General features: G+C 60.5%; 22 protein-coding genes and 1 pseudogene. 7 read left to right on the top strand and 16 right to left on the bottom strand.

Features of this window, described 5'->3' with window-relative positions; all coding sequences use genetic code 11:
* Positions 1-247: 247 nt before the first annotated feature.
* Together BQ8794_RS17210 and BQ8794_RS17205 are read right to left on the bottom strand one after the other, a co-directional pair.
* Entirely contained in the window at positions 248-1,747 is a 1,500-nt protein-coding gene (locus BQ8794_RS17210; protein ID WP_077379625.1) for an ROK family protein, read from the bottom strand.
* Positions 1,748-1,901: 154 nt separating this feature from the next.
* Positions 1,902-2,807 carry a tagatose-bisphosphate aldolase gene (locus tag BQ8794_RS17205; protein ID WP_077379623.1) on the bottom strand — a complete coding sequence of 302 codons (906 nt, stop codon included), beginning with the start codon at positions 2,805-2,807 and terminating at the stop codon, positions 1,902-1,904.
* A gap of 284 nt (positions 2,808-3,091) precedes the next feature.
* Between BQ8794_RS17205 and BQ8794_RS17200 the strand changes: the two genes are divergently transcribed.
* The 5 genes and pseudogenes from BQ8794_RS17200 to BQ8794_RS17180 form a co-directional block, all read left to right on the top strand.
* Positions 3,092-3,997 carry a sugar-binding transcriptional regulator gene (locus tag BQ8794_RS17200; RefSeq protein ID WP_077379621.1) on the top strand — a complete coding sequence of 302 codons (906 nt, stop codon included), beginning with the start codon at positions 3,092-3,094 and terminating at the stop codon, positions 3,995-3,997.
* A gap of 479 nt (positions 3,998-4,476) precedes the next feature.
* Entirely contained in the window at positions 4,477-5,457 is a 981-nt protein-coding gene (locus BQ8794_RS17195) for an ABC transporter substrate-binding protein (RefSeq protein WP_077379619.1), read from the top strand.
* A gap of 83 nt (positions 5,458-5,540) precedes the next feature.
* Complete coding sequence (locus tag BQ8794_RS17190) at positions 5,541-6,593, top strand: ABC transporter permease subunit (protein ID WP_077379617.1); 1,053 nt, start codon at positions 5,541-5,543, stop codon at positions 6,591-6,593.
* Complete coding sequence (locus tag BQ8794_RS17185) at positions 6,586-7,341, top strand: ATP-binding cassette domain-containing protein (protein WP_077379764.1); 756 nt, start codon at positions 6,586-6,588, stop codon at positions 7,339-7,341. The genes BQ8794_RS17190 and BQ8794_RS17185 overlap by 8 nt, the downstream gene beginning before the upstream one ends.
* 68 nt (positions 7,342-7,409) lie before the next feature.
* A pseudogene (locus BQ8794_RS17180) lies at positions 7,410-7,719 on the top strand (aldehyde dehydrogenase family protein); the annotation flags it as partial.
* A gap of 96 nt (positions 7,720-7,815) precedes the next feature.
* On the opposite strand, the gene BQ8794_RS17175 reads toward BQ8794_RS17180, so the two are convergent.
* The 13 genes from BQ8794_RS17175 to BQ8794_RS36570 all read right to left on the bottom strand — a co-directional run bounded on the left by BQ8794_RS17175 (position 7,816) and on the right by BQ8794_RS36570 (position 19,879).
* On the bottom strand, positions 7,816-8,226 hold the full coding sequence (locus BQ8794_RS17175; RefSeq protein ID WP_077379615.1) for a cupin domain-containing protein: 411 nt from the start codon (positions 8,224-8,226) through the stop codon (positions 7,816-7,818).
* Positions 8,227-8,238: 12 nt separating this feature from the next.
* Positions 8,239-9,636 (bottom strand): NAD-dependent succinate-semialdehyde dehydrogenase, encoded by a 1,398-nt coding sequence (locus BQ8794_RS17170; RefSeq protein WP_077379613.1) that lies wholly within the window; start codon positions 9,634-9,636, stop codon positions 8,239-8,241.
* Between the two features lie 57 nt (positions 9,637-9,693).
* Positions 9,694-10,167 carry a ribonuclease E activity regulator RraA gene (rraA, locus tag BQ8794_RS17165; protein ID WP_077379611.1) on the bottom strand — a complete coding sequence of 158 codons (474 nt, stop codon included), beginning with the start codon at positions 10,165-10,167 and terminating at the stop codon, positions 9,694-9,696.
* 7 nt (positions 10,168-10,174) lie between these two features.
* Positions 10,175-10,813 carry a 3-oxo-tetronate 4-phosphate decarboxylase gene (gene otnC / locus BQ8794_RS17160; RefSeq protein ID WP_077379609.1) on the bottom strand — a complete coding sequence of 213 codons (639 nt, stop codon included), beginning with the start codon at positions 10,811-10,813 and terminating at the stop codon, positions 10,175-10,177.
* Entirely contained in the window at positions 10,810-12,081 is a 1,272-nt protein-coding gene (gene otnK / locus BQ8794_RS17155) for a 3-oxo-tetronate kinase (protein ID WP_077379607.1), read from the bottom strand. The genes otnC and otnK overlap by 4 nt, the downstream gene beginning before the upstream one ends.
* Before the next feature lie 5 nt (positions 12,082-12,086).
* Positions 12,087-12,779 (bottom strand): aspartate/glutamate racemase family protein, encoded by a 693-nt coding sequence (locus BQ8794_RS17150; RefSeq protein WP_077379762.1) that lies wholly within the window; start codon positions 12,777-12,779, stop codon positions 12,087-12,089.
* A gap of 65 nt (positions 12,780-12,844) precedes the next feature.
* Positions 12,845-13,918 (bottom strand): ABC transporter ATP-binding protein, encoded by a 1,074-nt coding sequence (locus BQ8794_RS17145; RefSeq protein ID WP_077379606.1) that lies wholly within the window; start codon positions 13,916-13,918, stop codon positions 12,845-12,847.
* Positions 13,911-15,596 (bottom strand): ABC transporter permease, encoded by a 1,686-nt coding sequence (locus tag BQ8794_RS17140; RefSeq protein ID WP_174654462.1) that lies wholly within the window; start codon positions 15,594-15,596, stop codon positions 13,911-13,913. Before BQ8794_RS17140 ends, BQ8794_RS17145 begins: the two co-directional genes overlap by 8 nt.
* A 150-nt stretch (positions 15,597-15,746) precedes the next feature.
* The gene (locus tag BQ8794_RS17135; protein ID WP_077379603.1) at positions 15,747-16,832 is read right to left on the bottom strand and encodes an ABC transporter substrate-binding protein; all 1,086 of its coding nucleotides are present in this window, start codon (positions 16,830-16,832) and stop codon (positions 15,747-15,749) included.
* Between the two features lie 122 nt (positions 16,833-16,954).
* A complete protein-coding gene (locus BQ8794_RS17130; RefSeq protein WP_077379601.1) occupies positions 16,955-18,049 on the bottom strand; it encodes an isocitrate/isopropylmalate dehydrogenase family protein in 1,095 nt (364 codons plus the stop codon).
* 100 nt (positions 18,050-18,149) lie between these two features.
* Complete coding sequence (locus BQ8794_RS17125; protein WP_077379599.1) at positions 18,150-19,067, bottom strand: GntR family transcriptional regulator; 918 nt, start codon at positions 19,065-19,067, stop codon at positions 18,150-18,152.
* 115 nt (positions 19,068-19,182) lie between these two features.
* The gene (locus tag BQ8794_RS36575) at positions 19,183-19,620 is read right to left on the bottom strand and encodes a hypothetical protein (RefSeq protein ID WP_244555015.1); all 438 of its coding nucleotides are present in this window, start codon (positions 19,618-19,620) and stop codon (positions 19,183-19,185) included.
* Positions 19,547-19,879 (bottom strand): methyltransferase domain-containing protein, encoded by a 333-nt coding sequence (locus BQ8794_RS36570; RefSeq protein ID WP_244555013.1) that lies wholly within the window; start codon positions 19,877-19,879, stop codon positions 19,547-19,549. Before BQ8794_RS36570 ends, BQ8794_RS36575 begins: the two co-directional genes overlap by 74 nt.
* Before the next feature lie 147 nt (positions 19,880-20,026).
* On the opposite strand from BQ8794_RS36570, the gene acnA reads away from it, so the two are divergent.
* On the top strand, positions 20,027-22,633 hold the full coding sequence (gene acnA / locus BQ8794_RS17115; RefSeq protein ID WP_077379598.1) for an aconitate hydratase AcnA: 2,607 nt from the start codon (positions 20,027-20,029) through the stop codon (positions 22,631-22,633).
* A 984-nt stretch (positions 22,634-23,617) separates the two neighbouring features.
* On the top strand, positions 23,618-23,860 hold the full coding sequence (locus BQ8794_RS17105) for a DUF768 domain-containing protein (RefSeq protein WP_077379760.1): 243 nt from the start codon (positions 23,618-23,620) through the stop codon (positions 23,858-23,860).
* Positions 23,861-24,030: 170 nt separating this feature from the next.
* On the opposite strand, the gene BQ8794_RS17100 is transcribed toward BQ8794_RS17105, so the two are convergent.
* Positions 24,031-25,164: a DmpA family aminopeptidase gene (locus BQ8794_RS17100; protein WP_077379758.1), complete on the bottom strand. Its 1,134-nt coding sequence runs from the start codon at positions 25,162-25,164 to the stop codon at positions 24,031-24,033.
* Between the last annotated feature and the right edge of the window lie 2 nt (positions 25,165-25,166).

Genomic DNA, 25,166 nt, shown 5'->3' with positions numbered 1-25,166 from the left:
TCAGTTCGCTTCCATGCCGCTTCGCAACGTAAGCTTATGCAAGCCCACTGAAGGACGGGTTAACTACTCAGCTTGTATCAGCCCTCCGCCAGGCCTTTGTAAGAATCCTCCTCATTTGTGTGATGATTGAGAACATGGATCGGCAGCATCCTGGCGCTCGGGAGTTCGGCGCCGGCTCGCCCGTACATGGCGCGCTTGAGGGTCTTGAGGCGCGATCCCCCCTCGACGCGCTTTAGTGCCGCGCTGCCTATCTGTCAGCCGCAATCGTCGCCTGCAGCCATCGCGCGATGGCGTCGAAGGCGATCGGTCTGGTCGTGTCGACGTCAAACAGCGGTCCGCGCCGCAGCGGCTCGGCGCGCTTGGCCAGTTCGATCAGTTCGGGGATGTAGGTCGCGCCGGGATGGCCGGCCGGACGCTGGTCGAGCCGTGCGCGATAGCGCTCGGCCAGAACCTCGCCGGGCGCATGGCACCAGATCTCGGCGGTCTGCTCGACGCCGGCGCTGCGCAGGTGATCCTCGAGCACCTGGCGCGGCTGGAAGCCGAACCAGGCGTCTACGACAAATATGGTGCCCGCCGGGGCCTCGCCGACGACTGACCAGATGGCCTGGTAACTGGCGCGGCCGAGTATGCGGTTGAATTCGCGATCGCCGCCGCCAAGCACTTCGAGGAACGGGTTCTTGATCGTATCGAGTGCCAGCAATGGCCAACCCATGCGCTCGGCGATGCCGCGCGAGACCGTGCTTTTGCCGCTGGCGGGGATGCCGTTGACGAGCACGGCGCGCCGGCTGGGCACGGCGCGCCTGGTGCGATCGAGCCGGGCGGTCGGCAAGGACACTGGCGAGACTTGTGCAACTTCTGCTTGCGCAACTTCTGCTTGTGCGGCGAGCGCTTGCAGACCGGCGCCGATGACCCCGGCGTCGTCGCCCAGTTGCGCCGCTTCCACCGGGCATTGGTACCAGGGAGCCAGGGCAGGAGCCCTGGCAAGCGCCCGATGGGCCGCCAGGCCAAGTCCGCCGCCGAGCAGCACCAGGTCGGGGTCGAACATGGCCACGGTCGTATCGATTGCCGCACGCAGCGGCCCGGCCCAGGCTTCCAGTATACCGCGCGCCAAGCGATCGCCGCCCGCATCCCGGGCAAAAAGCTGATCGACCGAAACGTCCGGACCGAGGCCTGCCCGCGCGATGTGACGGCCAAGCGCCGTGCCTGAGCTGGTGGTTTCAACGCAGCCGCGCCGGCCGCAGACGCACGCTTCGCCTGATATGTCGACGGTGATGTGGCCGAGCTGCCCCGCCGTCCCCTTGCCGCGGACGATTCGCCGGTCCTGGACCACGGCACCGCCAATGCCGGTCCCGATCGTGAACATGACGATGCTTTCATGGCCTCTGGCGGCACCGAGAGCCATTTCGGCGACCAGTGCCATGTTGCAGTCATTGTCGATCACCACGGGCTTGCCCGCCAGGCTTTCCAGTCGTTGCGCCAGGGAGACCGAGGCGAGGTTGACATAGCCCCCGGACAAGACCGCGCCAAGCCGCGCATCGACGCGGCCGGGGACGCCGATGCCAATGGCCGCAACTTCGGGGGAATCGAGCCGGCGCACCATTTCGGCGATCCGGGAGAGCACGAGCTCGGGGTCCGGCGCGCTTTTCTCGGAAATGCGGTCGAGGATTTCGCCCGTGCCGGAAACACGGGCGGCGCGCAGATTGGTGCCGCCGATATCGATTCCTATGGCCATCGAACTAAGAGGCATGACGTCCTATGCGTGCCTGGTGTGAACGTCGGATAACTACAGCGTCGCGCATCCTGGTGCGCACAGGACGCTATAGTACTTTTGATTTGCGCATGATGCTTTTCGAAGATCGACGACGATTTGCATCGCGGACCTTCGGTTCGGCGTCATTGTGCTAAGCGGCTTTCTGCCGGTAGTTTCCGATCACCGCCTGAAGCTCGCGCAATCTCGATACTGCGATAGTCCTGAGCCTTTCCCGCTGAATGTCACGGTCGAGCGAGATGCAGTCCTTCCACAGCGACCGGCCGGCGATGACGCCTGACGCGCCGTTCCGCATCGCGATCTCGACCTGGCCCAGGAAGGTTGCGTGGTTGACGCCGGCGGAGAGGACCGCCCATGGCACCTCGCCAGCCATGCTGCTGATCCTGGCGCAGGCTTCCGGCGTTCCGGGATAAGGAAGCTTGAGCACCTTGGCCCCGCATTCCAGCGAAATCCGGGTGCCCTCTTCGACGAGCCAGGGGATCTTGGCCGCATACTCTTCAAGGCTTTCCGCTTCGAGCTGATAGGTCAGGAACTCGACGACGAGCAGGAGGTCCTCTTGCGCGAAATCGGCGATGCATTGGCGCAGAATGGCGACATTATGCTCGTTCGCCTCAGGCCTGTCGGCCCTGAGATAGACCATGATCTTGCCGCCGGTGCCGCCGAGCTCGCGGACGCGGCGCGCGCCGATGCCGGGAGCGAGGCGCGACAGGCGGTAGCCGGCGGGCGAGACGTCGAAGCCCGAAGCGTCGAGGCCGATGAGCAGAGCCGTATCGCGGCTCAGCACCCCTTCATCGACAACCCGCGGCACCGCGCAGAGCGGGTCGAGCAGTACGCAGGATGCCTGGCTGGCGAGGTATCGCGTGATGTCCGACTTGGTGTCGCCCAGCATGTCGTTGGTGATCTTGGCCTGTTCGGCGGGGTCCGACGCAAGCAAGCTTCGCATGCCGCCGCGCTGGTCACAGGCGATGGCCATCATGGCCCCGTCCTTGCCGCATATCTGCTGGTAGCCGCGCAACTCTGCGGTCGTCATCTTTGTCATGGGTCTTCTGTCCGATGTTGGCGCCCATCCACCAGGGCGCAGATCAGTGGAAACAAGAAAGTTCAGTTTTTATCTGCCTTTCGGCAGGAGGTTTTGCCGCTTTGCTGCGCTATCGGACCGACAAATTTGGGCTTGGCGCGCAATCTGCCGTGGAAACCAGCCCACGTTGCGAGTCAGCCGGATTTGCGCGATAACTCCCATCGGTCGATGGTCTGTAACACATTGCTGAAAGGAATTGCAAGCTGCCTGCCCCTCCCGCACAAGATGCAACCGCATCGCGGACGATGCTGCATACGGTCGCCAAACTGCACTATGAGGCGGACATGTCGCAGGTCGATATCGCGCGGCGGCTTGGCGTTTCCACCGCGACCATATCGCGCCTCCTGCAGCGGGCGAGGGCGGAGGGCATCGTGCGGATCGAGGTTCTCGATCTTGCAACCCCCGAAGGCATCACCACGCAACTGGTCGAGGCACTCGGGCTGCGTGACGCGGCGGTCATCGAAACGCCGGCAGCCGGTGCGCTGACGGCGCTCGCTGCGCCGCTCGGCGCCTTGCTCAAGCAAGTCGGACTGACGGCCGGCTCGGTCGTCGCCATCGGCTGGGGGCGAGCCATTCGCGAGGTGATCCAGGCAGGCCTGCCGCGCATTCCCGGCGTTCTTACCGTCGCTGCCACCGGCGGCATGCAGCAGCAGGCGGCGCATTTTCAAATCAACGAGTTTGTGCGGCTGGCCGCCGAAGAGTTGGGCGGGACGCCGCATTTCATCCATGCGCCCTATCTGCCGTCCTCGGAATTGCGTGAGGTCTTCCTCGGCGATGCGGCCATCCGCGACAGCGTCGCGCTTTGGGACCGGACCGACGTTGCGATCGTCGGCATCGGCCTGCCCCATGCCACCAATCCGCCCGAAGCGAGCGCGGCCACGCTGAGCGAACAGGCCCTGTTTCATGCGGCGGGTGACGTCATCCGCCACTACTTCGATGCCGAAGGCACGCTCATCCCGTGGGAGGGGGAGGGCCGGATGATCGCAATGTCGCCGGCCCAGCTTCGAGCCGTCCCCCTGGTGATCGGGGTCGCCGCCTCGCCGGAGAAGGCGATGGCAATCATTGGTGCCGTCCGCGCCAGGCTTATCAATGCTCTGGTGACGGACACGAAGACGGCCCAGGCCATCCTCGAGGCTCTCTTGCCCCGATAATGGTGGGCACGCCGATGCGTGACATCGGGACAGCTAATCGATCCCAAACTGATTGACACCAAACGCGGTTTCGAGAGCCGGCCGCCGCGAAATCATCGCCGCGAAATCATCAGTTGTGTCGTCAAAGCGTTGGGGCAATAGTCTGCATGAGGGGCTCTGCGGAGGAGGCAGATGGTGTCCGGTTTGAAAGCGTTTCGATCCCGGAAATACGCGGTTGCAATTTCTTTCAGCAAAGTGTTACAACCTTGCGGCTAGGGCAAGCATGCGCCGAGCGGCGCTGTTCCTGCACCTTGCGGAGGCTAGTAACGGGACTGCGCATCTGGCTGGTCGGTTTCGATGGCCGATCTAACGACTTGGGGGCGCTCGGGAGGAGGCTGCCCATAACAGCAAGCAGGCGAAACCCGCTTCTCGCCGCCAGCACTTCACTAACCGGGACGACTCGCAACGGCAAAATCTGCCAACATTAGGAGGAGGATGTTATGAAGAAGATTGTTGCCGCCCTGGCGGCTCTCGCCATCTGCGCAGTGGCGCTGGTCAAGCCCGCATTGGCGCAGGACAAAAAATTCACCATTGCGCTCATTCCGGGTCTTACCACCGACGGCTTTTACATCACCATGCGCAAGGGAGCCCAGGCGGCAGCCGATGCCCTTGGCGTGACCCTGGTTTTCCAGGGCGCCCCGGATTTCAATCCGGTAACGCAGGTCCCCGTGCTTGACGCGGTCATCGCCAAGAAGCCGGATGCCATCCTGATCGCGCCGACCGACAAGGTTCAATTGGTCGAACCCCTGCGCAAGGCCCATGACGCCGGCATTCCGGTGATCACCGTCGACACCTTCATCGGCAGCGGCGTCTACCAGACCGGCGCCGGCGAGGCGGATTTTCCACTGTCCTATATTGCCTCCGACAACATTCTGGGCGGCGAGATCGCCGCGCGGGCATTGGCCAAGGCCATAGGCGACAAGGGCAAGGTCTACGTTTCGAACGTCAAGCCAGGCATTTCGACCACCGACCAGCGTGAAGAGGGTTTTAAAAAGGAGATGGCGGCCAACCATCCCGGCGTCACCGTTCTCGAAACCCAGTTCAACGACAACGACGCCAACAAGGCCGCCTCGCAACTGCAGGCTGTGTTCGCGCGCAATCCCGATCTCGTCGGGGTGTTCGGCGCCAACCTGTTCTCGGCGCTTGGCGCGGCGAATGGCGTCCAGCAGGCCGGGCAGACCGGCACCGTCAAGGTCGTGGCGTTCGATGCGCCGACCAGCATTGTCGACAACATCAACACTGGCCTTGTCGACGTAGCGATTGCCCAGCATCCCGCGGAAATTGGCTATTTCGGTGTCGTGTCGGCCTATGCCCATCTGACCGGCCAGTCGATCCCGGTTGCGATCGGTACCGGCTTTACGATCATGGACAAGGCCAACATCGCCGACCCGAACATCTCGAAATATCTCTATTCCGAATAAGTCCAGCCAGTCTCCTTCCGGCCTGCCGGAAGGAGACCTGCGCCGGGTCTCTTTGACCCTGTTTGACCGGATCGGAACCATTCATGACTTCAACATCGCCAATCGAAACGCATGTCGCTCCTCAGGCGGATCACGGTGACCCGGCCAGGAGTTGGCTCGCACGCATCGCCGAAGGACGCGCCTGGCTGTTCCTTGCGGGCCTGATCATCTGTTTCGAGGTCTGGTCGAGGCTCTCCTTCGGCGCGACCTTCGTGCTCAACCCGTTCAACGTGCAGTCCATTGCGATATTTGCCGTGGCGCCGTTGCTGCTGGCGACCGGGCAGACCTTCGTTATTATTTCGGGAGGCATCGACCTCTCGCTGGGCTTCATCATGGGTCTCGCGGCCGTCGTCGCCGCCCACGCCACGAATATGGCTGGCGTCGCCATGCCGGTGCCTCTGGCCATGATGTTGGGCATTCTGGCGGCCGTGATCGTCGCCGGCGTGCCTGGCGTCATCAATGGCTTGCTGATCTCGCGCCTCAGAATTCCACCCTTCATCGGCACGCTTGGCATGTTTGGCGTGGCGCGCGGCGCTGCATTCCTGCTGGCCGGCGGCACGACGGTGCCGGTCCAGAATTCCTGGTTCGCGCTGCTTGGCAACGGCAGGTTCTACGGGGTGCCTTATCTCGTCATCATTGCCGCCGTCTTTGTCGTGGTGATGCACTACATCCTGAGCCAGACCCGGTTCGGCCAGCACAACTACGCCATCGGCGCCAATGTGCAGGCGGCGCGCCGCGCCGGCATCGACATCAGAGGCCACATCCTGCGCCTCTACGTGCTTTCGGCGATGTGCGCCGGCCTCGGGGGCGCGCTCTATGCAGCGCGCTTCACCGCGGGCGCCGCCCAGGCCGGCGAACCCTTGCTGCTCGACAGCGTTGCAGCCGTGGTGATCGGCGGCGCCAGCCTGTTCGGTGGCTCCGGCACCATCTTCGGGACGGTCGCCGGCGCCTTGGTCATCGCCGTCATTCAATACGGGCTGGTTTTCGTCAATGTCGAGCCGTTCTGGCAGTTCATCGCCGTCGGCCTCGTCATCATTATCTCCGTCCTTATCGACCAGGCGCAGCGCCGGTTCAGTGGAGCTCGCCAGGATGAATAGTTCCGAACAAACCACCCCGCTTCTCGAGGTCCGACACCTTTCCAAGCATTTCGGTGCGGTGCAGGCACTGAACGATTTCTCCATGGCCGTGCGGCCGGGCGAAGTGGTGGCGCTGGCCGGCGACAACGGCGCCGGCAAGACGACGCTGATCAAGGCGATATCGGGCGTCTTTCAGCCGACCGGCGGTGAAATTCTGCTGAGGGGGCAGCCGGTCACCTTCGCGACGCCGCAGGAGGCGCGCGAAAAAGGCATCGAGACCATTTACCAGGATCTCGCTCTCGCCGACAATCTGTCCATCGGCGCCAATATCTTCCTCGGCCGTGAACCCATGCGCAAGGCCTTCGGTTTCTTGCCGGTGCTCGATCGCAAGGCCATGGCCGTCGCCGCCAAGCAGACCATGGGGCGGCTGGATTTCCATGTCAGCCGGCTCGACGCCCCGGTCAGCAATTTCTCCGGCGGTCAACGGCAGGCCGTTGCCATCGGCCGAGCCGTCTATTGGGACGCGCAGATCCTGATCATGGACGAACCGACCGCGGCCCTCGGCGTGCCGGAGCAGCGCAAGGTCATCTCGCTCATCCACCAGCTCAAGGCGCAAGGCCGGGGGGTGATCTTCATCTCGCACAATCTGCAGGATATTTTCGCCGTTTCCGACCGCATCGTCGTGCTGCGCCGCGGTATCCAGGCCGGCGAGCGCAGGATCTCGGAAACCAACCATGACGAAGTCGTCAAGCTCATGGTTGGCGGCTAATGCATCAGCGGCTCAGCATCCAAATGCGCCCGGTCGGTTTCCGGCGAACTACAAATATGGCGCCCGCCAACCGCGAGGAGGTGTTCGGCCCGGTCGCATCTGTCATCCGCGTGCGCGACTATGAGGGGAGCACTTCACGTCGCCAACGACACGCCGTTTGGCCTTGCGTCGGGCATTTGCACCACCAGCTTGAAGCATGCCAGCCATTTCAGGCGTCACGCGCAGGCCGGGATGGTCATGGTCAATACGCCCACCGCCGGTGTCGACTACCACGTTCCTTTCGGAGGCACGAAGAGGTCGAGCCTCGGGCAGCGCGAACAGGGCTCCTATGCGCGGGAGTTCTTCACAAATGTGAAGACGAGCTATGTCCGGCCATAAAGGGTAAGGGCTGCAACAAACGTGGCGCGGGCCGCTGAAGTCCTTGCCCGTTGATGGACCGGCGAACCGGCGACGCCATTTCCTGTCGGCCCTACTTCAAGATTGCATGTGCTCGGCATCGATCGTTCGGGTGTCGCCCGTAGCAATCATTGTTCGCGTTGCTTCGATCGAGGCATAAATCCAAAAAATCCGCATCGGCTCGGTATCGGACGCGTTGATGAAGCGATGCGGAATATCGGCGGGAATCCAAGTGGTGTCGTTTGGCCCTAGATGGTGGCGCACCCCGTCGATCTCGGCGACGGCATTGCCGTCGAGGACCATCACTGTTTCCTCGCAGTTGTGCTTATGCAGTCCGATAGCCGCGCCAGGATCGAATGCGGTGATGCCATTGATCATGCTCGTCGAGCCAATCTTGCGGGTTACTAAAGGGGTCGTCCGAGCGCCACCTCCTCGCTCGTTGGCCTTTATCTCTTTCGGGCGCAGTATTCTGGCGGTTGCACCAGCCATGACGGTAATCCCCTATTTCCGAGGCGACGTGGTCGGCGGAACTTTTGCAGGACCGACCCAGACCGTCTTGATGTTGACGAACTCACGTATTCCGTAGACCCCAAGTTCGCGACCATAGCCCGAACGTTTGATGCCCCCGAATGGATATCGCGGGTCTGACGCGACCATGCCATTGATGAAAACTGCACCGGCATCGATACGGCGCGCCAGTTTTCGGGCTGATTCAAGGTCGCGCGTCCAAAGCGCGGCGCCGAGTCCGAATTCAGTGTCATTGGCAAGCTCGATGGCTTCGTCCGCGTCTTTCGCACGTATTATCGCTGCTACAGGCCCGAATGTCTCTTCGCGAAATGCCGTCATCGACCGTGTGACATGGTCGAGAACTGTTGGCGGATAGTAATATCCTTGGCCCTCGAATGGCTTGCCCCCGAGCCTCAGCGTTGCTCCCGCAGCAACGGTAATTTCAACCTGTCGGTGAAGCCCATCGCGCAAATTCGCGCGAGCCATTGGGCCGATATTTGTGTCGCGATCGTTCGGATCGCCAATCTTTAAGTTGGCGACCTCGGCGCAGAAAAGACCGACGAACTCGTCCGCGATGCTTTCCTCGATTATGAAACGTTTGGCGTTGACGCATGACTGTCCGACATTGATGTACCGCGCCTTGACAGCGATTGCCGCGGCCTCCTTCAGATCAGCGTCCGCAAGGACGATAAAGGGATCGGATCCCCCAAGTTCAAGGACCTGTTTTTTCAAAGCCTTGCCGGCTTGCGCGGCAACGATGGCTCCGACCTCTGTCGAGCCGGTCAGCGTGACAGCGGCAATCCTTTCGTCTGCGATGATCGAAGCGACCTTTGAAGGTTCGATGAGTAGAGTGGCGAACAGGCCGCGTGGGCAACCGGCCTGTTCCATGATCTCGGCAATGGCCATGGCGCATCGGGGCACGTTGTTGGCGTGTTTCAAGATTGCCCCGTTGCCGGCCGCAAACGCAGGCGCGGCGAACCGAAAGAACTGCCAAAATGGATAGTTCCAGGGCATGATGGCGAGCACGACACCCAAGGGATCGAAGACGACTGAACTCTCACTCGCATTTGAGGCGATCGGTTCATCGGCAAGGTAGTTCGGTGCATGGTCGGCATAGAAATCGCAATTCCATGCACATTTTTCGATCTCACCTTCAGATTCAACGATTGGCTTGCCCATTTCTTCGGTGACCAAGGCAGCGTAGCGGGCCTTGCCGGACCGCAGCACTCTCGCCATAGCGGTGAGGAGTTTCACGCGTTCTGAAACGGATTCCTGCCGCCATGATCTTTGCGCCGCAGCCGCAGCTTGAAGAGCGGATTCGATCACAGCGTCGTTGTGAGGCTCAAAGTGCACAACCTCGGCGCCTGTGGCCGGATTGATAGAGGTAATCATTTGCGTTGCTCCGCCGACATATGGTCGCGTCGCCTGCCAGACGCTTGGTGTGCGCCTTCAAGCAAAGCTTGTCTCCGATACGAGAAGCCCATCGCGATCAGCATAGGCGAACATGTTCGGTTTGAATTCGATACCGCCGAAATGGATCGTCACACCTGTCTTGCCGGCGGCATCCTTGGAGGATTTCTTCGGCGTGACCGCGAGGCAAAAAACGGCGACGTCCATGTCATCGAGCTCAGCGCTGTCGCGCACCGCACCGTTGATGACGATGCCGGCCCAGCTGTTCTTTTCCAGAAGCAATCCAATCTGGTCGCCAATTAGGGCGACGCGAGTCGAGCCGCCGCCATCAACCACCATTACGCGGCCATTTCCCGGCTTTTCCAGCTCAGCCTTTAGCAACGCATTGTCTTCGAAGCATTTCACGGTAGCGACTGGCCCGAAGAACGCCTTGCGGCGGCCTAGCTTCATGAATGGCAGATTGCAAAATTTGACGGCTTCTCCGTGGGCGTCGACGAGATCGGCAGTTTTCATGTCCAACTCAATAATTTGCAAAAACAGTGAGGAGTTCGGTGACTTGATCGGGCGTGAGCAAAGTCGTCGGCAGGCCGCGTGTCAGGACGAGCAATTTGGCTGTCTCTTCAAGTTCCTCCGCCGCGTAAACGGCAGACGTGAGATCCTTTCCTGCGACGACCGGGCCATGGTTGGCGAGCAGAACAGCCGAATACGCACCACCCAAGTCTCGGATCAATTGCCCGAGGCCTTCGTCGCCAGGGCGCAGGTATCGAATGAGGCCGACCTTGCCGACGCGCATGACAACGTAAGGCGTCAGCGGCGGCACACAGTCGTTTGGATCAAGGTCGCTCAGACAGGAAAGGGCAGTGGCGAATGTGGAGTGCAGGTGTACGACTGCGCCCGTGCCAGGCCGCGTTTCGTAAAAGGCGCGATGCAAAAACACTTCCTTGGATGGCTTGTCACCGGCGATGTGGCGGCCCTCTTTGTCCAGCTTGGAGATACGGCCAGGGTCCAGAAAACCCAGGCACGAATTTGTCGGTGTTATCAGCAATCCATCTTCAACGGCGGCGCTGATGTTCCCGGCCGAACCCGCCGAGAAGCCTCGGTCGAACAGGGATTTTGAAAGGCGAGCAATGTTCTCGCGAATGTTCGCTTCAGTGGTCATCTACCCGCCATCCTATCCAAAGCTTTTACGAAGAAGTCGGGCGCACCAAAATTGCCTGACTTGAGCGCCATTGCAACCGGTGCTTGGCCGGTTGAGATGACAACGGGCACGCCCGGATCAATTTCAGGACCGATGGTCAGCGCACCGAGGTCGAGCGCGGTAACGACGGCTCCGGAGGTTTCGCCGCCGGCCACCACGAGCCTCCGGACGCCAGCGGACACAAGCTTCCGCGCCGTATCGGCGAAAAGCGCATCAAGCGTTTCTGCAATCGCGTCGCGTCCATACCGGCCTTGCAGTCGGCTCACCTCATCGGGCGAACCGGACGAAAAGACCAGTGGCGCCTTGCCGTGGTTGCCGAGAACGAAACTGACGAGATCGGAGGCGGTCGTGTCCCCCCGCATCACGGAATCCACATCGATCGCGAGGGTGGGGTGCTTTTGCTGGTGCCGTTCTACCTGACCACGCGTCGCGCCTGAGCAGCTGCCAGCCAGGATCGCTTCAGGACCGTCGACGCCGATGCCGAGCGAAGTTGAGCCGCGAGCCAATCCGGCGGCGATGAAGTTGGCCGGGAGACCCATCGCCACGCCGGAGCCCCCCGTAATAAGTTTCGCGCTCGCCGCGGCAGTTCCGATCGCGACAAGGTCGTCATCGCCAAGAGCATCTACGATCACCAGGCGCTGGCCAGACCCATGGGCTTTTCGAAGTTTTGCAGTAATCTCAGCCGGACCAGCCCGGACAGACGACCAAGTCACCAATCCGACGGGATAGCGCGACTGACGTGTCAGCCAGCGCCGAATGTCGGGGTCGGTCATCGGGTTGAGGGGATGGTTTTGCAAGCCGGACTCGTTGAGGAGCCGGTCGTGAACGAAGAGATGGCCCTGGTAGACGGTGCGACCAGCAGCAGGAAAAGCCGGGCAAGCGATGACGCCATGGGCATCGAGCGCCTCAGCCAGTGCCTCGGCCACTGGTCCAATATTGCCGGTGGGCGTCGAATCAAAGGTCGAGCAATATTTGAAGACAACCTGTCTACATCCGTGGGCGAGCAGCCAATGCAGCGCCTCAAGTGACTGGGCAACGGCATCCGCAGCCGCGATCGAGCGGCTCTTGAGCGCGATCACGCCGGCTTCAATGTCGCTCGTTGTTTCCTTCCGCGGAACGCCCAAAAATTGCGCAGTCCGCAAACCGCCCTGCCCGGGTAGGCCTTTGGCGATCGTGTTGGCGATATCGCTCGCACCGGTGAAGTCGTCTGCAATGACACCAAGCAGCATCCGAACTACCTCCCGGCCTGCTGGGAAGTGGTGGCCCCGACACCAAGCAGGGAGCGCAGTTTGGCAACGGCCGCATCAGGACTTGTCAAAACCGGTGTTGTTGTCTTGGCCTCAACCGCAGATTTTGCACGCGCCGTCGAGAAATGCGCGAGCGTGATAGCATCGAAGCCCTCGATCCTTGTGGCGGCCTCTGCGACAAGACGATTGTGAGTGGCGACGTCACCGGCTCTTACAGCATCGATCGCACCTTCGACCAGGAAACTGGTCAATGTTGCCGATGGATTGATACGATCCGCCTCCTCGCGAAACTCATGTTCCATCCCCGCGCGCGCCGGCGGAAAGGTGTATAGCATCGCGGTTCTGCCACCTTGCCGGATCGCGGCCTCGAACATGGCTTCGTTCGGCTTGAGCACCGGAACGGAAGCAAGCGACGCGGCCAGTTCGATCGCCGAAGAAAACGCCGAACAGGTAAACAGCACCGCCGCGCTGCCAATCGATTCCGCATAACGGGTAAGCGAAACGATCCGATCTGTCAGTGCGTCATTGATGCTGTCGACCTTCGCCCGGTCGGGTGACAAACTGTCCTCGAGAATGTTGACCGGCTCGGCTTCAGGCCAATTCGCCGCCATGGCGTCGCGAATTGGGTCCATCGCGATCGGCGTAGCATGAACGAGGGTGATGCGGGGGCGTGCGGTCACTGCGTAACTCCAGGATGTCGGGAGGACCGGCGGCCGCCAGGAGGAGGGCAGCCGCCGGACGGCGCTCACTTCTGCGCCGGAAACACCCAAACAGCGTCGGAAGGAATCCGGGCCCAAACCTTGCCCGGGGCGATCTGCAGTGCGCCATTTGCCTTGGCAATCAACCCGCCGCGGTGCAGCCTGTATTCCCAACGATCGCCGAGATAGATGGAATCATCGAGATCCATCTCGAAGCCCCCTTCCATGGCCTTGTCCGAAACTGAAATCTGCTCGACCCTGATGACGGCTGTCGCATCACTATTTCCGCTGACGCCTGCCGCATCACGGACGACGCCTGGCAGTGACCAACCTTCGCCGCCGATCGTCGCCTTGGCGCCATCGAGGGTCTGCACGCGGCCCTTGATGATGTTGTTGGCACCCAGGAAGTCCGCGGAATAGAAGCTGTTGGGATTTGAATAGATCTCCTGGGGCGTCCCCTGCTGCACGATGCGTCCATCCTGCAGCAGCAGGATGTTGTCGGCCGCGGCAAGTGCCTCGCTTTGATCGTGGGTGACCAGGATCGCACAAATCTCGAGGTCGAGAATGAGCTTCCGGATCCAGTAGCGTGCCTCCTCGCGCAGTTTCGCGTCGAGATTCGAAAGCGGCTCGTCGAGAAGCAGCACGCGAGGCTCATAGACCAGGGCCCGGCAGATGGCGACGCGCTGCTGCTGACCTCCCGACAATTGCGATGGGTATCGGTCGGCGAGGTGACCGAGGCCGAGCCGCTCGAGGATCGCCTGCACGCGCCTGCCGATCTCGGCCGGCGCGACGCCGCGCAGTTTCAGGCCGTAGCCCACATTTTCTCGCACGGTCCGGTGCGGCCACAGGGCGTAGGATTGGAAAACCAGACCAATGTTTCGCTGCTCCGGAGGCAGCGCGATCTTGCGCTCCCCGTCGAGCACAGTCTTGTCGCCGATGACGATGCGCCCGATTTCGGGCTGTTCCAGCCCGGCAACGCAACGCAACAGCGTTGTCTTGCCGCTGCCGGACGCGCCCAGCAGCGCGACGATCGAGCCGCGCTCGGCGGTGAAGGAAGCGCCCTTCAAGATCTGCAGCCCACCCAACCATTTTTGGACGTTGTTGACGACAAGTTCAGTCATGGATGCGTGCTCCCAGTCGAAGCGCGAGCGCGAGGCCGGCGCCGGTCAAGACAATGCTGATGAGGGCGAGGGCGGCGATGGTGTTCATCGCGCCGGTGGTCAGCAGCGATACCATCAGCGAGCCGATCACTTCGGTGCCGGCGCCCATCAGATACACACCGGTCGCATATTCGCGCAGAAAGATGATCATGATCAACGCCCAGGCGCCTGCGAGACCCGGTCGGACGATCGGAATGACGATGTCGCGCCAGGTGCGCCCAATCGTTGCACCGGTCGTGCGCGCCGACTCCTCCAGCTCCGGCGCGACCTGGATCAGCGTGCCCTGCAGCAAGCGCAGTCCATAGGACAGACCGACCACCACGTAAGCGATGAACAAGCTGAACAACGTCGGCCGCAACGGCGTCAGGAACGGCACGAACAGAAAGACCCAGAAGAAGGCCAGGCCGATCACCAGACCAGGCAAGGCGCGGGGCAGGAGGACAATGTAGTCGAGCACCGTGTTGGACAAGCCGTGATTGCGGTGGCCGGCAAGCCCGACAAGCAGATAGATACCAACGGCTACCGCGCCTCCGACGACGGACAGGATAACGGTGTTGATCATGCCGCGGACGAGGCTTGGCACTTCAGTCAAACGGGCGAAGTTTGCCAGGGTGAGCTGATCCAGCAGGTTGACGCCTTCTCCCCACGCATCGACGAACGCTCTGACGGTAATCCCGCCAATCGGCAGAACCACGGAGACGAACAGCCACAGGCCGATAACGCCCAACGCGACGAGTTGGCCATTGCGACCCAGTTTTAGCGTGGCAACGCGCGAGCCTTTGCCACCGAGTGCGGCATAGCGCCTTGCATTGCGCAGCAGACGGCGCTGCATCCAGACAAGTGGCAGCGTGATGAGCAGGAGCACTACGGCCACCACAGCCATCAATTGATAGGTAGGTGTCCCAAACAGCGTGGTGAGTTTGTAGATATAGGTCGTGAGTACCATGATACCATTTGGATCGCCGAGCACGAGCGGGATACCAAAGGTTTCAAAGCCGAGCAGAACATTCAGCGAGGCTGCAAACACGATCGATGGCAGAACCATCGGAAGCGTGACGTCACGTGACACTTGCCAAATGTTTGCTCCGCTGGTGCGAGCTGCCTCCTCCAAGTCTGAGGGGAGACTTCTCATCGCTGAAGACACATACAGATGGACGTGTGGGACATGGCTCAGCCCAGCGATCACGATCATGCCGGTAAGGCTGTAGATATTCCACGGAACGATCCCGATGAGGTCGCGCATTGCAAGCGATAGGAAGCCGGTTGGCCCGACCGAAACAGTATAGCCAAAGGCCAGCACGATCGATGAGATGAACATCGGCACCAGGACGAGGATCTCAAGCAGCCGCTTATATCGAATGTCCGTCCGTGTGATCAGGAACGCCAGCAAACCGCCTAGCGGAACAGCGATTGCAACCATACCAAACGCGAACACTGCCGTTGTGCCGAGGGCTTTGTAGAAGTTCCGGTCCGTGAAAACATAGGCATATGCATCCAGCCCCAAAGCAGCCCGCGGGCTGAAAAACGGGCCGGTTAGAAAGCTCTGATAGATGATCAGCCCAACAGGCGTTAGCACCGCCAAGGCCAACAGACCAATGACGACAATGCGATAAAGGCGTGCGTTGCCTACGACCGGCATCTTCGCAGGGTAGTGGTGCGCATGCGCCACTCCGACCGCGGCGAGGGCGGGATTTTGAGTCTGAACGTTCATATCGGTGGCTTTCGCTATCGGCTAAGGGCGAGGGAGCATTGCGGCGCGCACATTGTCGCGCTGCAATGCGTAGTCCCATTAACGTCCGAGCGCGGCCTTCCAGTCGTTCAGGAACTGGACGCGCTTTGTCGGCTCCATGTACTCGAGCAGACCTTCGTCGACGGCAATAGGCTTTAGGCCTCCGCCGACGCGCTTACTGAGCGTATCAATATTCAGGCCGCCAGTGGCGTCCTTGCGGACTGCCGGCAAGCCGCCTTCCGCCAACGCCGACTGACCTTCCTGCGAGAGCAGAAAATCGACAAATAGCTTGGCAGCATTCGGATGCGGCGCATTGTTGGCGACCAGTGCCAAGCGGGAAAAAGCTGGTGTGTAGTCGCTTGCGAAATGGACGCCCAGGTTCGGGCTCTCCTTCACCCAATCAAGGGCATAAGAGCCGATGATATTGATGGCGATCACGTTCTCGCCGGACACCACCGTTTCCTTCATACCGCCGGAGCTCGAGTAGATTTTGGCACCGTCATCGCCCATGGCCTTCGCCAAATCCCAGAAATCCTTGCGCTGGCGGGCGTCGTTTGAATGATGCAAAAATCCCGAACCGCTCTTCTCCGGATCGAAGGTCGCGACCTTGCCCTGCAACTCGGTCTTATTGTTTTTCAAAAAGGTGATCATGTCGGCATAGGTCTTGGGAAGGCGATCTTCAGTCAGTGCCTTGGTATTGTAGATTACGCCGATTGGCTCGACCGTGGTGCCAAAGAGAATGTTCTTGTAGTTTGCCCATGCCGGGATGTTTGCAGCCTCGGGGGATGCGTATTCCTGAGCATAGCCGTCCTTGACCAGCGTCATCTGCAAGTCCATCGCTGAGCTCCAGACAACATCCGCCGTTACCTGGCCAGCCGCGGCTTCCGAGATCACTTGGTTGTAGGCGCCATTGGTGCCCACATCATTGTAGGCAATTGCAATGCCATACTTCTTTGTAAATGCGTCCTGGAGCTTCTGCGACTGCTCAGCATCGGTGGAGGTGTACACCGACACTGTACCTTCTTTCTTTGCAGCGTCGATCAAAGCCGCGTCTTGGGCCAGCACCGGTGAAAGCGGCAGCGTCACTGCGACAAGAGCGGTGAAACTTGCAAGCTGCCGCGCATATCGGATGTTCGAGTTCATCATTTTGCTTCTCCCTAGATTTCGCCCGTGCACGATGCTCCTCCGGGCGCTGGTCCGAGCCGCTCGTGCGCCTCTGACAACTGCGGAATTGGTTTTACGGTGTTAGAAATGCACTCAGCACATTGTCAGGCGCGCGCCGCTTCGCGCGCTGTCGTCGCTCTGATCGCTTTCGCAACAGCTGATCCGAACGCATCGGTATTGGTGGTGCCACCGAGATCTCGGGTGCGCGTTTGCGGATTGGCGAGAACCTCGTCTACGGCACGCTCTATCTCAGCCCCCGCCGCTTCGAAATTGGCGAGATCGCGCCTCTCGCCAATCCAGGAGAGCATCATGGCGGCAGAGAGGATGAGTGACGTCGGATTGGCGATATTCTGGTTCTGGATGTCGGGCGCCGACCCGTGCTGCGCCTGCGCGCAGACAAGACCGAGTTCAGCATTTGCGTTGATCGAACCGGCCAGCCCAAGACTTCCGGATAGCTCGCTGGCAAGATCGGAAAGGATGTCGGCGTAGAAGTTGGTCGTAACGATCACGTCGAAACGGGAGGGGCTGCGCACCAGATGCGCTGTCATGGCGTCGATGATGAAATCGTCGAGGCGCACCTCTGGAAACTCGGCCGCGACCTTGCGCACCTGCGTCATGAACAGGCCATCGGTAAGGTGGAAACAATTGGCCTTGTGCACGGCCGTTACGTGCTTATCCCGCTTCATCGCCAGTTCGAAGCCAGCGCGAGCGATACGCTCGCAGGCATGTGCAGTGATCTTGCGGACCGACAGCGCTACATCAGGCGTCGGCATGAACTCCCCTGTCCCGGCGAACATGTTTCGATCCGAATAGAAGCCTTCCGTTGCCTCTCGCATGATAACGAGGTCCATCTGTTTGGCGGTGCTATCCAAGAACGGACGTACGCGGGCCGGGCGGACGTTTGCATAAAGATCGAGCTTGACGCGGAAGCCGGCCGAGACGTTCACACCGCCCTTGTCGCGGGCTGGATAGTCCATATGGGACTGCGTACCCAGGATGATGCCGTCGTATCCGCGAGCCCGCTCGAGTGTCTCATCGCGAAGGGTCGTCCCGTACTTCTCCAGACTGGTGAAGCCGGTGTCCTCATAGTCGTACTCGAGCCCGAGACCAAACGCCTGGTTGACGGACTCCATTACCTCCATCGTCGCAGCTGTGATTTCCGGGCCGATGCCGTCGCATGGCGTGACCATAATTCTCATGGAGCGTCTCCCTAGGCGCGACGGGACGGTCCCGCCAAAATGTCTCTCGGGAAACTTATTGGCTTTTTACGCAGGAAAATGCAATCAAAAAATGCAGCCGCTACGATTTTTCTTGTGCCTGATGGGACCAAGACCAGGCGATCGGTGACTTGCGCGACATCGCGCCACCCAAATGCCTTCGCATCGCGTAGGAGGCCTCAGCGACTTCGCCGCGCTCCAAAAGATCAAGAATTGCAAGATGATCCTGGCATTGAACCACGAGGCGATCACGGTCGACGCGAGAACGATATTCCAGGAGACGTCGCATCTGATTGACGCGAACGAGTGACAGATGAAAGAACGGGTTGTTCGACATCTTGATCAACTCCTCGTGGTATAAAGAGCCATTGTGAAGGAGCCGTTCAGCTGGCAGACGGGCAATATCGGTCTCCAGCATCCTTGTTTGGATCCGTCGTTGCTCGTCGATGATGCGGCGATCAAGCATGAATCCTGGTTCCAGCATCGCCGCTGGCTCGATGAGCATTCGAAAGCGATATATCTGTTCGAATGCCTCCGGTGTCTTCGCCACCGGCAAAAACCGCCAGCCATAGCCCTGCTTGCGCTCCGCCCAGCCCTCACGCAAAGCGCGCATTAGCATGTCGCTCAACTGCGCCTTGGTGACCTGATAGCGATCGCGTAGCGCGCCCTCGGTCATTTCGGCAGGGATTCGGTCCATCAACCAATCTTCTGCTAGGCGCTGATAGTCGTTCTCGACTTCAAACGGCTTCGCTTCGTCGCTTACCGGCTCGACAGTTTGCGACTCGGGAAGATCCTTCACGAAGAAGCCTCGATTTTCCCTCTGCTCCAGGAATCCCTGCTCTGAGAGAACCTGCATAGCCTCGCGCACCGGTGAACGTGACACGCCGAACCTGTCCGCCAAATGCTGGGTTCGCACATGAGCGCCCGCGGCGAGCTCGCCCGTGGTGACTAGCAGCGTTATCTGACTGGCGATGTTTCGTGCCAAGGCGCTTGCTGGCATAAGGGGCTCCGAACTGCTATTGGCCGTAGTCGGCGTGGAAATCCGCTCAGCGGCCAAGATGATTCCCGCTGCTTCGCGGAGAAGTTTGCACGACACTTTCTAAAAAAGCCAATCCTTATCGCGTCGCCATCATGAAGACGCGCGGGAATGGCAACAGCACCGTCCCGTCATCAAAGACCGAATAGTGCTTCGCCAGCAAGGTTCGGTAGGCCTCGAGATACTGTTCTTTCTGGTCACGCTCCAGCCGCGAGAGATAGGGCAGGAGTCCCGTGCTACTAAACCACTCGATAATTCCATCCACGCGTTTAAGAGGATGGTGGTAGGTCGTGCGCCACACCTCCACTTGGCGGCAATGCGCTTTCAACATCCTAAAGTAAGCGGGGGCCGTCTCAATCGAGGCGCGCTCCGAGTCAGCGCTCGCGAGACGCTGAGACCATCTGGCGTCCCGCGCCACCTCTCGCATGCACAGATGGGTCGGCTCATTCAAACTGTCCGGCATTTGAGTCGCCAGCGTTCCTTTCATTTCCAATGCGTTGAGGAGACGGAGTAGCAAGCTGCCATGGTCCGGGAGCCACTGCAGAACGGCATTTGGCGAAGATGACGTCTTGTCTCTTAGCAGGCACCCAACGCTCAATTCGAGAAACGCTGAAATCAATCGAGGGGAGTCGCTTCCGCGCGGCTTCGATCATCTGGGGTGATGGGTCCATCCCGCTGACAGTGGCGGCCGGGAAGCGGGCGACAAGAAGTTCCGTTAAGTTGCCCGGGCCGCAGCCGAGGTCAGTGACTTTTGCCGGATCCTGGTTGGGGACCATGGCCAGAAGGTCGATCGCGGGCCTCGTGCGGTGATCGGCGAGTGTGAGGTAGTGCGCAGGCGACCATGATGATGACATTGCCCTGTCCTTGACATTTCATTTGATTGGCTTTTTAGGATGATAAAGCCAAAATTTCAAGGAGCATAGATGCATACCCAAATCGTTCGGGCTGCGGGGCGAAAATTTAGAATCCTCGATCTCGGCAAGGCTTTTGGTCCCGACCTGGAAAGGCTTCCCTATGTTCTACGGATCCTCTTGGAGAACAATCTCCGAAATGCTGGGGAAGGGGACGCAATGGCCGGCCTCTTTCGCGATTGGCTCCGCACCGGCCGCAGCGAGGATGAAATACCCTTCGCACCAAGCCGTGTGCTCATGCATGACACCACCTGCGTGCCCGCTTTGGTGGACATCGCCGCAATGCGTGATGCCATTGCGGAGTCTGGCGGCGATCCCACCTCCTTCTCACCTGTCATCCCCGTTGATGTCTCGGTCGACCACAGCATAGCCGTTGACCGATTTGCGGCGGCCGATGCGTTCCCCTTCAACATGGCCAAAGAGGTCCAGCGAAACGCAGAACGCTACCGGCTGATGAAATGGGCGACAAAGGCGTTATCGGGATTTCGCGTTCATCCGCCGGGAACCGGCATTATGCACACGATCAATCTGGAGCAGCTTGCCAGCGTCGTCGCTGTCGTGCGGCGCGATGGCGAAGAGTGGGCAGTGCCTGACACTCTGCTGGGCACCGACAGTCACACTCCTATGATAAACGGCATCGGCGTGCTCGCCTGGGGCGTAGGTGGACTGGAAGCCGAGAGCGCGATTTTTGGCATGCCGGTTACTTTGAGGCTCCCCGACGTTTTGGGCGTATATCTCAGCGGACGGTTACCGGCCGGCACTTTGTCAACCGATCTTGCGCTCGCGGTCACAAGCAGGCTTCGCAGTTACGGCGTGTCTGGGCAGTTCGTTGAGTTTTTCGGCCCGGGCGTTTCCACGCTCACCGCAGGGGATCGCGCCGTTGTCGCAAACATGGCTCCGGAGTATGGCGCCTCTACGGGGTATTTCCCCATTGACGAAAACACGGTTCGCTACCTTGCGGCGACCGGCCGCCCTAAGGAGTTGACCGATCGCGTCGAAGCGATTGCCAAGGCGATGATGCTTTGGTTCGACCCCGCGGCTCGCCCTCGCTACACCGACATCCTCCAATTGGAATTATCGCAAATACATACCACTCTCGCTGGGCCGCGCCGGCCGCAAGATCTCGTTCGGCCGGGCGATGTCCCGCGTGTCCTCAAGCAGTTGGCCGGGAAGGCGCCGCCCTATTTGGCAGCGCCCGGCATTCCCGAGGGTGCGGTGGCCATCGCCGCCGTTACCAGTTGCACCAATACCTCCGATCCATCGCTCTTAGTCGCCGCTGGACTGGTTGCTCGTAAGGCGCGCAAGCTCGGGATGAAGCCACCGTGTTGGGTGAAAACATCTCTTGCGCCAGGTTCGCCGGCCGCCCAACGCTACCTTGCCCGATCCGGACTACTTGAGGATTTCGAGGCTGTCGGCTTCGGCATCGTCGGCTTTGGATGCACGACTTGCATTGGCAATTCCGGCCCTCTTCCTCCCGAGATGGAGGCAGCAATAACGAGCGGCCTTAACGCCGTCGCCGTGCTCTCGGGCAACCGCAACTTTCCAGGCCGCATTCACCCACACCTGCAGAATGGATTTCTTGCCTCTCCGCCGATGGTCGTTGCCTATGCGCTCGCAGGCGATGTGATGCGCGATATTACGTGCGATCCTGTGGGACAGGGCGATGGCGGCCGCCAGATCTATCTGAGTGACCTCTGGCCGGATCGTTCTGAGGTCGACGCTGTCCTCGCTGCAAACGCGGACAGCACCGACTATGGGAAAGCGTTTCACGATGCCAGCCAAAACGCGGCGTGGGCAAACCTCGTCGCACCTGATTCGCCGCAATTCCCATGGGACGTCTCGTCGACCTACATCCGCCGCCCGCCTTTTGCATCGGCTAATCAACCGAATCGCCTGGGAGCGTATGAGGCTTACCCGCTCCTGGTTCTGGGCGACGACATGACCACGGACCACGTATCGCCGGCTGGACAAATCGCGCAAGACAGCATCGCAGGTAAACATCTGACCGCGCGGAGCGTTTCTGCAGACGATCTTAATGTGCTCGCCGCGAGGCGGGGGAATTGGGAAGTGATGGTGCGCGGCCTGTTCGACAACCGTGACGCGCTCAACTATCTCGCGCCGCAGGCGCCTCCGGGCTATACAATCCACATCCCGAGTGGAGAGATAGCGCCACTTTGGGACGTCGCGTGCCGTTATCGGGACGCACAGGTGAGCACGATAATCATCGCTGGGGAACGCTACGGGACCGGGTCATCGCGCGATTGGGCTGCTAAAGGTGTCGCGCTGATGGGCGTTCACGCTGTCCTTGCGCTTAGTTTTGAGCGCATTCACAGAACAAATCTCGTCGGCATGGGCATCCTGCCCATTATTCTGCCGAAGGAAGCGACAGCAGGGCGATTTACCTACGAGCCTGGCAATCGGATTTTCATCGACGCGACCGCTGTGCGTCCGCGATCTGAAATTCATATCCGAATCGAACGCAACGACGGAAGCGAGCTTTCTTTCCGCGGTTTGATCGCGATCGAAACCGAGCTCGAGTTGATGATGATGGAAGCAGGGGGGTTGATCCCCCTGATTCTTTCCCGAGCCGTTGCCGGAACCGGGCGTTCACGCCGGTGACTGGAATCTTTGCCGCGGAAAAGCGAGGTCGAGAACCGTCTCGCTCACGCTCGCGGCTCCCTGGGTCACACCCGTCGTTTCACTACTCGTTCAAGCGCTGCTGGAGCCAGTCAGTACGCAAGTCATGGAAATGAAGGTCTTGGATGCTTAGGTCGGCGCACCCCCGGCGAAAAGCTGTGCCAACTTACTTGCCGTTGAAGGAAAAATCCGATCGTCGCCGTTACTCCGGAATGATAGTTGCCCTTCGACAATTGCCCATCCGTCGTAGCCAGATGCAGCGGACAGCAGAATCCGCTTGTTGTTTCCCCTCCTTCTGTCGAGGGCCCTTACGATCACGGATGAGAAGCATCCGCGTGCGGCTTTCCAGGTCGACCAACTCACCTGCAGATCTCCTCCTCTGCCGAGCCAGCAGGTTGAATCAAATTCCTCTGATTTGGGAATCCCTACTCGACTCAGCTTAAAAGTCATCCCGCGCCTAGCCGCTCAGCATCTCAATGCGCCCGCCCGATTCCGGCGAAAATGCTCGCCCCCGACGATGACAAAATGCCATCCAGATACGCTCGGCGCGGCGGAAAGAAGCAGGACGGTGAGCAGAGTCGACATTGCCTGAGGATGTCACTATATAGCGGCGGCTTTGGCCGCGTAAGCCTAGGGTCGCGCAGCGAATGGCGCCGCAAACGTGCCACGTACTGTGACACCTTTTGTCATACAAATTGACTGGAATACCGGAAAACAGCAAGTAGAAACAATGGCGCGATCCGGGATATGATCCCAACCAACGGTGCCAGTCTCCTCAGGAAAATAGAATCTCCTTCAGAATTTTAGAATGTGCTCCTTGAACCTTCGATGCCCGTCAGCCCTGTGGAGCTTGGGCAAGATCGGCTTGCCGGGTGACGACGACTCGGTTGGAATAGGAGCGTGCATCTTTTCGGGGATGCCGGCGTTTATGATTACCAACCGGCGCAGCCGCCAGGGAACAGCAGCATGAGCGAACACGCGATCGAGTTCTTGCAGGAGTGGATCGGCGAAAAGGTCCACTGCCAGTCCTCTCTGGACAGGATCGAGGAGCAGGCCGAGTCCCTCGCCAAGGAATGCGCGGCGAAGGCGGCTGAGGCCGGCATACCGCTGGAGGATATCCAGGAAGAGGTCGGCGACATTCAGGAACTTATCGCGTCGAGGCTGGAAGAGGCGGCTGAGGCCGACCAGGACGAAATGAATTCGGACTAATGCATGTCGCCCAAAAGTGCGCAGCGGTTTTGGGATAATGACATGCATAAAACAAAGAACTAAAGCGCGTCGCATGAATCCCTTCAAACGCGACGCGCTTTAGCGAGTGACATGCCGACCTGGCGAAAGGCATCTATTCACCTGTGCGACGCGTGACACGCCACACAGTTCTACTTTCCCTGCCTGGCCCCGAATTTGCTCTTGAGCCATGCCTTTGGCAGCGCCGGCACGAAATTGGCGTCGCGCCCGGTCATGTCGTCATTGGCGACCAGCGCATTGAGGATCGCTTCCTCCACACTCCCGATCACGGCGTCGAAGAACGGGTCGATGTCGGTATCCGGGATAAAATCGGCGCTGGCGATGCGGCTTGGCCGCGCCAGCGCCGCCTCGCGGTTGGCGGTCGAAAAGGCCAGGAAAATATCGCCCGAGCTATGATAGCCGAAGCCGCCGGTCATAGCGACGCCGAGCGGCGCCCGGCGAGCCAGGCGCTTCATCTGATGCGGCAGCAGCGGCGCATCGGTGGCGACGATCCCGATAATCGAGCTCTTTTCGGCGCGCGGCGTGCTTTCACCGATCGGCGTTTCAACCAGATCGGGCCCGGCGCGCAGGCCGCGAATGGTAAAATTGCTCCGCTTGCCGAAATTCGCCTGCACGAACGCGCCGACCGTGTAGTGCCGGCCGTGCCATTCGACGAGGCGCGATGCCGTGCCGGAGCCTGCCTTGAAACCGAAGGCGATCATGCCGGTGCCTCCGCCGACGCTGCCTTCCTCGATCGATCCGCTGGTCGCGCCATCGAGGGCCGCGGCGACATGCTCAAACCTGAGATGGTGGCCATTGATGTCGTTCAGGAAGCCGTCATAGGTTTCCGCCGCCACCGGCAGGCCCCAGCCGCTGTCGAGCGCGGCCGGCAGCACGCGCTGCATCCAGCGCAGCGTTCCGTCGCGTGAAACGCCGCAGGAATGCGTGTTGGTGATGGTGATCGGAAAATTGAAGGCACCGGTTTCCTCGATGATGTGCGAGCCGGTCAATTCGCCATTGCCGTTCTGGCTGAAAATGCCGGCAAACACCGGCGTGGCCAGCTCGGCGCGCGGTCTGGGCAGGATGGCGGTCACGCCGGTGCGCACCGGCCCCTCGCCGACCACCAGCGCACCTTCGCCCGAAATCAGCGTCGAATAACCGACCGCAACGCCAGCCACATCGGTGATGGCGTTGAACGGTCCGGGCGTGCCGTCAAAACGAAGGCCGAAGGCTCGCGCGCGCGGCTTGCCGGAAGGCGTCGTCTGGTGATGTGGATTGCCGGAAATCA

Origin of the sequence: Mesorhizobium prunaredense, assembly GCF_900156895.1 — a bacterium.
Taxonomy (GTDB): domain Bacteria; phylum Pseudomonadota; class Alphaproteobacteria; order Rhizobiales; family Rhizobiaceae; genus Mesorhizobium; species Mesorhizobium prunaredense.
The sequence above is the reverse complement of the archived record's forward strand: the minus strand, read 5'-3'. Positions and strand labels throughout refer to the sequence as shown.

Coding starts and splice junctions, on each gene's coding strand:
- BQ8794_RS17210 (WP_077379625.1), bottom strand. CDS start 1,747: ATGCCTCTTAGTTCGATGGCCATAGGAATCGATATCGGCGGCACCAAT.
- BQ8794_RS17205 (WP_077379623.1), bottom strand. CDS start 2,807: ATGACAAAGATGACGACCGCAGAGTTGCGCGGCTACCAGCAGATATGC.
- BQ8794_RS17200 (WP_077379621.1), top strand. CDS start 3,092: ATGCTGCATACGGTCGCCAAACTGCACTATGAGGCGGACATGTCGCAG.
- BQ8794_RS17195 (WP_077379619.1), top strand. CDS start 4,477: ATGAAGAAGATTGTTGCCGCCCTGGCGGCTCTCGCCATCTGCGCAGTG.
- BQ8794_RS17190 (WP_077379617.1), top strand. CDS start 5,541: ATGACTTCAACATCGCCAATCGAAACGCATGTCGCTCCTCAGGCGGAT.
- BQ8794_RS17185 (WP_077379764.1), top strand. CDS start 6,586: ATGAATAGTTCCGAACAAACCACCCCGCTTCTCGAGGTCCGACACCTT.
- BQ8794_RS17175 (WP_077379615.1), bottom strand. CDS start 8,226: ATGGCTGGTGCAACCGCCAGAATACTGCGCCCGAAAGAGATAAAGGCC.
- BQ8794_RS17170 (WP_077379613.1), bottom strand. CDS start 9,636: ATGATTACCTCTATCAATCCGGCCACAGGCGCCGAGGTTGTGCACTTT.
- rraA (WP_077379611.1), bottom strand. CDS start 10,167: ATGAAAACTGCCGATCTCGTCGACGCCCACGGAGAAGCCGTCAAATTT.
- otnC (WP_077379609.1), bottom strand. CDS start 10,813: ATGACCACTGAAGCGAACATTCGCGAGAACATTGCTCGCCTTTCAAAA.
- otnK (WP_077379607.1), bottom strand. CDS start 12,081: ATGCTGCTTGGTGTCATTGCAGACGACTTCACCGGTGCGAGCGATATC.
- BQ8794_RS17145 (WP_077379606.1), bottom strand. CDS start 13,918: ATGACTGAACTTGTCGTCAACAACGTCCAAAAATGGTTGGGTGGGCTG.
- BQ8794_RS17140 (WP_174654462.1), bottom strand. CDS start 15,596: ATGCCGGTCGTAGGCAACGCACGCCTTTATCGCATTGTCGTCATTGGT.
- BQ8794_RS17135 (WP_077379603.1), bottom strand. CDS start 16,832: ATGATGAACTCGAACATCCGATATGCGCGGCAGCTTGCAAGTTTCACC.
- BQ8794_RS17130 (WP_077379601.1), bottom strand. CDS start 18,049: ATGAGAATTATGGTCACGCCATGCGACGGCATCGGCCCGGAAATCACA.
- BQ8794_RS17125 (WP_077379599.1), bottom strand. CDS start 19,067: ATGCCAGCAAGCGCCTTGGCACGAAACATCGCCAGTCAGATAACGCTG.
- BQ8794_RS36570 (WP_244555013.1), bottom strand. CDS start 19,879: ATGGTCCCCAACCAGGATCCGGCAAAAGTCACTGACCTCGGCTGCGGC.
- acnA (WP_077379598.1), top strand. CDS start 20,027: ATGCATACCCAAATCGTTCGGGCTGCGGGGCGAAAATTTAGAATCCTC.
- BQ8794_RS17105 (WP_077379760.1), top strand. CDS start 23,618: ATGAGCGAACACGCGATCGAGTTCTTGCAGGAGTGGATCGGCGAAAAG.